Source organism: Spirosoma sp., from assembly GCF_026391055.1.
In the GTDB taxonomy this organism is placed as follows: domain Bacteria; phylum Bacteroidota; class Bacteroidia; order Cytophagales; family Spirosomataceae; genus Spirosoma.
Genome location: NZ_JAPLET010000012.1, coordinates 37,852 through 44,334, shown reverse-complemented (window position 1 = coordinate 44,334; position 6,483 = coordinate 37,852). Strand labels below are relative to the sequence as shown.

Genomic DNA, 6,483 nt, shown 5'->3' with positions numbered 1-6,483 from the left:
GTCGGTTGCGGTTCCACTCGGTGGAGCCGTCGGTGCCGAAGAAGTACTGGCGCATGTTGTTGTCGATGCCGATGATGAGGTCGAATTTGTCGGCGAAGAAGGCGACGGCTTCACTGCCAATCAACCCGGCCGATCCTGTAACGAGTGCAATCTTCATATCAATTAAAGAAAACAAAGGGGTATTACTAGCAAAATAATGCTATTTCCCTGGGTGAACATCAAACAAAAGTAACGCAAAAATTTAGACTTATAGTACCGTATGTCTACTAAAACGCACCAGAAGAAACCGATTTTTACCAAGCGGACAGGTAAAATAAAAGCGGTAAACCAGCGTCTTTACGCTAATCTACCGCTTTTCGTAAGTTCATTGAACTACTTATGCGCCTTGCCCGATGGTTCCGGCGCCAAATAATTTTTCACGAATTTTCTGGGTCCGTGCGTCTAAATCTGGATTAGGCGTGTATTGATATTTTGTTTGTACAGCAGCAGAGTCTCTACCCGCTCCGTATACTTCAGGATCGCCTGCCCGGTAATCAGCCCGGTAATCATTGGCCCGGACATCTTTCTGACGAATTGTGTTATATTTCTGATAGTCGCAGGATGCCAGCGATAAGACCGCTACAGCCAACAAACCTATGCTTTGTACGCGTTTCATAGCCACTTGATTACGAATTGATTCGGCAAAAATAGGTCAGACCGCTTAGGTTTCCAAACCAAAGCCCCCACTTCTTATTGGCTAGTTCTGGTTAATTTTTCAATCTCCTCCCATACAAAGCCCATTAACTCGCGGATATGTTCCTGCGAAAAGTCGAAGGGTACGTTCGCTGCCGCGTAAATCTCCCGAATGGGCGCTTTATAACCCAAGCTCAGCGCCTGTTTGTACCCATCCAGACCCGCTTTTGGGTCGCGTCGGTAATTTCGCCAGACACCAATAGCCCCTAACTGAGCAATTCCATACTCTATATAATAGAACGGTACTTCGTATAAATGAAGTTGCCGCTGCCACAGGTACTCCTGGTAGAAGGCAAAGCCATTCCAGTTGGTGATGCTATCCGTGAACTGATTGTATATACGTACCCAGTTTTCCCGTCGTTCGGCATCGGTATGGGTTGGATTCTCGTAAATCCAGTGCTGAAATTTGTCGATGGTAGCTACCCAGGGCAGTGTTTCAATGATCGACTCCAGGTGCTGAAGCTTAGCCCGACGCAGTTCCTCGGGGTTCTCAAAAAACACGTCCCAATGGTCCATAGACAGTAGTTCCATGCTCATAGAGGCCAGTTCGGCAACTTCCATCGGCGGATTACGGAACGCTTTAAGCGATAAATCGCGGGTCAGGAAGGAGTGAATAGCGTGGCCTCCTTCGTGGACCATCGTTACCAGATCGCGCAGACTGGAGGTGGCGTTCATAAAAATAAACGGCACGCCAATTTCTTCGAGGGGGTAATTATACCCGCCGGGTGCTTTGCCCTTGCGCGATTCCAGATCGAGGTGCCCCATAGCCCGCATGATGCGTAAATCATCGCCCAGTTCCTTGTCGAGCCGGTCGAAACAGGTAATCGTTTTCTCCAGCAGTTCGGCTCCGGTCGAGAAGGGCTTCAGCGGTGGGCGCCCTTCCACATCGACCTTGGCATCCCAGGGACGCAATGGGTCTACCGATAGCCTTTTCTTACGTTCTTCAGCCAGTTCGTTCAGTAAAGGCACAACAGCCTCAGCGACTGATTCATGAAAGTTGATACAGTCTGCCGGGGTGTAATCGAAGCGCCCCAGGGCGGCAAATGAATAATCGCGGAAGTTGGCAAAGCCTGCATTGACGGCGATTTGATGCCGCAAATCGCGCAGGCGGTCGAAGAGCTGATCCAGCGTTTCGTGGTCCTGGAAACGTCGCTCCCAGATTTTGCGCCATGCTTCTTCCCGTATGGCCCGGTCGGTCGACTGGAGCCGGTCGCTGGCTTCGGGCAGAGTCATCTCACGCCCGTCGATCTGCACGGTCATCGCCCCAACGATGGCACCGTACTTACGCTCTTCGGTCTGGAGTTCGGTTTGGAGCGGCACGTTTTCATCCCGAAAAATTTCGATGGCTTTTTTCATGCCCCGTACCATTACGTCGTAACCATCATCGGTCAGTTGGCTCAGAAAAGGGCTATTGACCGCTTTCAGGTCCAACTCATTTCCGTAGGTAGTCATAGGCGGCTGAATTTCGGCGATGAAAAAATTCAGTTGATTGACCAGTTCCTCATTGGCGGTGTCGCAGGTCATGCGAATGTAACGCCACGCAAAATTTTCGGATAGGTACGATTCCAGTTCGCTACGGTCAATAAGCCATTGCTTGAGTTCGTCGGCGTTGTCGATGGCTCGGTCCAGCAGTTCTTCATATAAAGGCTTTACATCGTCCCAACTGGTTAGTTCGATGGTTTCGCCAATAAAAGAACGGGTTGGCCGGGCCGGAAGATTTAGGGTTTGATTTGCTGTCATAGGTCTTGTCATGTAACCGGGCCGTCAGTTCGATGGAAAGCCGCGCAAGCCACAGGTTAATTTTTCAGGTGCTGTTTAGTCAGGAATATGCGGCCTTCAGGCCATGCTACTGTAAGCCATTATGAAACTTTTTTGTTCACGAACTTGCAACTACGAAATCATTCGTATATGTTTACTACGAAATTATTCGTAGATAGATTATGAAGCCAACCGACTCCGAATTGGAAATCCTGCATGTGCTCTGGTCCAATGGTCCCAGCACGGTACGGCAAGTCCACGAGAAGCTGAGCCAAAGCCGCGACATCGGCTACACAACGGCCTTAAAATTAATGCAGATTATGCACGAGAAAGGCTTTTTGTCTCGTGACGAAGAAGCCCGCTCGCACACGTACACGGCACTCGTCAGTGAAGAAGACACGCAGCGCAATCTGGTCGACCGCTTTGTGGAAACTGCTTTTCGAGGTTCGGCGTCCAAGCTGGTGATGCAGATTCTGGGCCAGCACAAGGCCTCACGCGAAGAGCTGAACGAGATCAAGAAGCTGTTGAATGATATAAACCGGGATTCACAGGATTTAACTGATTAATAGGATTGTGTCATGAACTACATCCATCTCCTCTCCAGCCCGGTTACCGAGGCCCTTGGCTGGACATTACTCCACGCCGTTTGGCAGGGGTTCTCGCTGGTACTACCCGTTGCGATTGTCCTGCACCTGCTGCGCCATCGGTCTAGTGTATTGCGCTACCGGGTGGGTACGCTCACGCTGCTTGGTCAATTGATTGTTTCGGCGGCAACGTTCGCCTGGTATTACCAGCCGCTGGCTGATCGTGTTTCGCCTAAATCCATGACAACGGCGATGCAAACGCTGCCCATTCGCTGGCAGGCGATGGCGCAAACGCTGCCCTGGCATCAGCAGGTACAACTGTTTCTGGAAAACCACCTCAGCCAGTTTGTCCTGATTTACCTGATCGGGGTAGCCCTGTTTGGAGTACGGCTGACGGGTGGCTGGCTTTATCTGCAACGGCTCACGAAAACCGCTACCGAACCTGCATCTACGGTGTGGCTCCAGCTCACCGACCGCCTTCGGTCAACGCTGGCTATTTCGGGCTTGGTGCAGGTGCGGGAATCGGCCCGGATTGGCGTTCCCATGGTGGTGGGTGTACTGAAACCGGTCTTGTTACTGCCAGTCTCGATGGTTACCAACCTGACTACCCGCGAAATAGAAGCTATCCTGGCGCATGAACTGGCGCACATTAAACGGCACGATTACGCGGTCAATCTGCTGCAATCGGTCGTTGAAGTGCTGTATTTCTTCCATCCGGCTCTGTGGTGGCTATCGGCGCGGGTGCGCGAAGAGCGGGAACATTGCTGCGATGACCTGGCCGTACAGGCTTGTGGTGGCGACGGTCGCATACTGGCCCAGGCACTGGCGCATGTAGAAGAGCTTCGGCTCCTTCAGCTCAATGCAGCACCGACTCTGGCAATGGCTTTTGCCGGCAAGCGGCAGCATTTACTGCATCGGGTTCGGCGGATGTTGGGTGTTCCTACTCGCCCGTTCGTTTCCAACGGTAGTCTGGCGGGGTTGACCCTGGCGACACTCCTGCTTATGAGCGTATCCGTCTACGCGGTTCAACAACAGGAAAAGCCGAAACATAAAAGCAGTCAACCGCAGCCAACCCGAAAACATAAAGCAGGAAATGGCACTGAGTTCAGCATTGTCGACAATCGGAAAGTAGAGTACATCATCTGGAGAGGAGGAAAATTGCCCCCCAGGCAGGTAGCCCGGCTACAGCATCAGTTGGATCAGGTAATGGCGGGTCAACTAAACCTCGACGATGTAAAACAGCCCGACCGGGATATTCTGCTGACCATTATCGAAACGAATTACGGGCATCAGAAAGGTATGGAAGCGCTGGCAGAAGGCTTGTCTCACATCGACTATGGCAACATAATGGCGTCGGCGCTGACGGACATTCCGCTCAGTCCCGATGGCACGGTGGAAGGCCTGGCTAAGGTTGATTACGACGCCATTATCCGCGATGCGTTTGCGTCTTTACCAGCCCTGACTCCCCTACCCGATTCACTTGATAAGTTCAATCAACTGAACCAGCGGCTGCCTGACAATGATACGCTTCCCAACCAATTTCAGAATAAATTTCTGGAGCTTAAGCGCAAGTACGATCAAGTGGCTACGCAGTTGACGGAACAGGAAAAGGCTATGGAAAGCTACATAGAGATGATGAAGGAGCCATCAAAGCAGTGGCGACGTCTGGAACTGGAGCAATGGAAACTACAGGAAAAGATAGCTTATATGCAGAAACAAGCTTCCCGAGCCGACTTTCGGTCGATCAACGATGCAATCTTAGCGGAACTCGCAACTGCCGAAAGCCAGCTGTCCGAGCTTCGTAAACAGATGAATGAGCTAGAACTTAGCAAGATAAAGCCGCACTCGGATAAGATGTCAAAAGCATTTAAACGACTAACAAGGCTGAGGGATTCTATTCGGATCAGTGAAGGCGACCTACTTAATATCGCGCCCGCAGCACCTGTACCTCCGGCAGCACCAGCAGCGCCATTGGTCGACGCACCCGCACCACCACCGGCCAGAGCCGTCAAACCGTTACATGGCCGGGCAGCGCCATCTGCCGTTCCCAAACCACCAAAACCAGCCAAAGCACCCAAAGCAGACCGGCCGGAAAAGCCGGAATTACCCGAGACACCGGAATTACCGGAAAAGCCGAATTAGTGTAATGTCGGGCGTCCCGCCCGGGTGTGTAGCTCGTAGCCCGTTGTGGTCATGTCTTCAACACCCCGGCGGGACGCCCGGCATTACGCTAGTCAATTTCAATCACTACGTCGCGACCGTCGGGGTGAGCTACGCAGGTGAGAACATAACCGGCTTTCAGTTCAGACTCCGACAGGCCGTCTTCTTCATCCAGCTTAACTTTCCCGGAAATACATTTGCCCAGACAGGCCGTACACATACCCGCCTGACATGAGTAAGGAAGATCGATATCCAGGTCCAAAGCCGCTTCCAGAATGGTCTGGTGCGGAGCCACGGCAAATTTATATTCACTTCCTTCGTACAATACCGTTACTTCGGGCGAACTGCTTTCGGCGGCTGTTTCGGGTTCTTCAACTACCTCACCAGCTGCAACGGGTGCCGTAGCAAAGCTTTCTTTATGCACACGCTCCACCGGTACTCCCACCAGCGACAAAGCCGAACGGGCTTCGGCCATCATGCCATCGGGTCCGCACATGTAGAAACTGGCATTCTGCAACTCAGGGGGCGACAGTTGATCGAACAGTTTGGTTAGCGAATGCTGATTCAAGCGTCCTTCGGCACCCGTCCAGCCATTGGAAGGCTGGCTCAGTACGTGTGTCACCTGAAAACGCGACTTTCCGTAAGCCTGCTCCATGGCGTCCAGATGGGCTTTGTAAATGATCGACGCCTGATTGCGGTTGCCGTAAATAAGCCAGATGCGGCTGTTGGGCTCCACATGCAGGGCCGATTTTGCCATGGAAAACAACGGTGTGATACCGCTTCCCGCCCCAATTAGCACGAGTGTCCGGCGCCCCTGCGGCTCCAGTTTCGGCACGAACGTACCCATCGGTTCCAGGCTTTCGATAATATCGCCAGGCTTGATCCGGTCGCAGAGGTAGTTGGACGCGAGTCCGCCGGGAACACGTTTCACCGAAACCGCCAGTGACACATCAACGTGGGGCGACGAGGCCATGGAGTACGACCGGCGCACTTTCTGTCCATTGATGTTCAACAGGAATGTCAGAAACTGACCGGGCTGATAGCGAATTTCTTCGTTGATGGGGTGCCAGAAACTTATTGTTACAGCGTCGGCCGTTTCGCGGACAACGTCTTTAACTTTCAAAAAATACCGATTTGCCATTACTATTCAGGTTGTCTTTCAGCATGGAGCGAATGGAGCAGTCAGGAATTATCCTATTTCCTGTTTACTTTTCGGTAGCAATTCTATCTGGATCGCTGCCTGTTCGTT

At 52.1% G+C, this 6,483-nt stretch carries 5 protein-coding genes and 1 pseudogene; 2 read left to right on the top strand and 4 right to left on the bottom strand.

Annotated features, from left to right (window positions below; all coding sequences use genetic code 11):
* The 3 genes and pseudogenes from NT073_RS04495 to NT073_RS04485 form a co-directional block, all read right to left on the bottom strand.
* Positions 1-157: pseudogene (locus tag NT073_RS04495) on the bottom strand (NAD-dependent epimerase); the annotation flags it as partial.
* 219 nt (positions 158-376) lie between these two features.
* Positions 377-655, bottom strand: coding sequence for a hypothetical protein (locus NT073_RS04490; protein WP_012929657.1), 279 nt, complete (start codon positions 653-655; stop codon positions 377-379).
* A 74-nt stretch (positions 656-729) separates the two neighbouring features.
* A complete protein-coding gene (locus tag NT073_RS04485; RefSeq protein WP_297369430.1) occupies positions 730-2,472 on the bottom strand; it encodes a M3 family oligoendopeptidase in 1,743 nt (580 codons plus the stop codon).
* A 200-nt stretch (positions 2,473-2,672) separates the two neighbouring features.
* On the opposite strand from NT073_RS04485, the gene NT073_RS04480 reads away from it, so the two are divergent.
* Both NT073_RS04480 and NT073_RS04475 read left to right on the top strand, forming a co-directional pair.
* A complete protein-coding gene (locus NT073_RS04480; protein WP_297369427.1) occupies positions 2,673-3,056 on the top strand; it encodes a BlaI/MecI/CopY family transcriptional regulator in 384 nt (127 codons plus the stop codon).
* Positions 3,057-3,068: 12 nt separating this feature from the next.
* A complete protein-coding gene (locus NT073_RS04475; RefSeq protein ID WP_297369424.1) occupies positions 3,069-5,216 on the top strand; it encodes a M56 family metallopeptidase in 2,148 nt (715 codons plus the stop codon).
* 88 nt (positions 5,217-5,304) lie between these two features.
* Here the strand turns inward: NT073_RS04475 and NT073_RS04470 are convergent, their stop codons facing one another.
* Entirely contained in the window at positions 5,305-6,375 is a 1,071-nt protein-coding gene (locus NT073_RS04470) for a ferredoxin--NADP reductase (protein ID WP_297369421.1), read from the bottom strand.
* Positions 6,376-6,483 lie beyond the last annotated feature (108 nt).

Excerpts from the sequence above, each read along its gene's own strand:
- NT073_RS04475 (WP_297369424.1), top strand. The coding sequence starts at position 3,069 with ATGAACTACATCCATCTCCTCTCCAGCCCGGTTACCGAGGCCCTTGGC.
- NT073_RS04485 (WP_297369430.1), bottom strand. The coding sequence starts at position 2,472 with ATGACAGCAAATCAAACCCTAAATCTTCCGGCCCGGCCAACCCGTTCT.
- NT073_RS04480 (WP_297369427.1), top strand. The coding sequence starts at position 2,673 with ATGAAGCCAACCGACTCCGAATTGGAAATCCTGCATGTGCTCTGGTCC.
- NT073_RS04470 (WP_297369421.1), bottom strand. The coding sequence starts at position 6,375 with ATGGCAAATCGGTATTTTTTGAAAGTTAAAGACGTTGTCCGCGAAACG.
- NT073_RS04490 (WP_012929657.1), bottom strand. The coding sequence starts at position 655 with ATGAAACGCGTACAAAGCATAGGTTTGTTGGCTGTAGCGGTCTTATCG.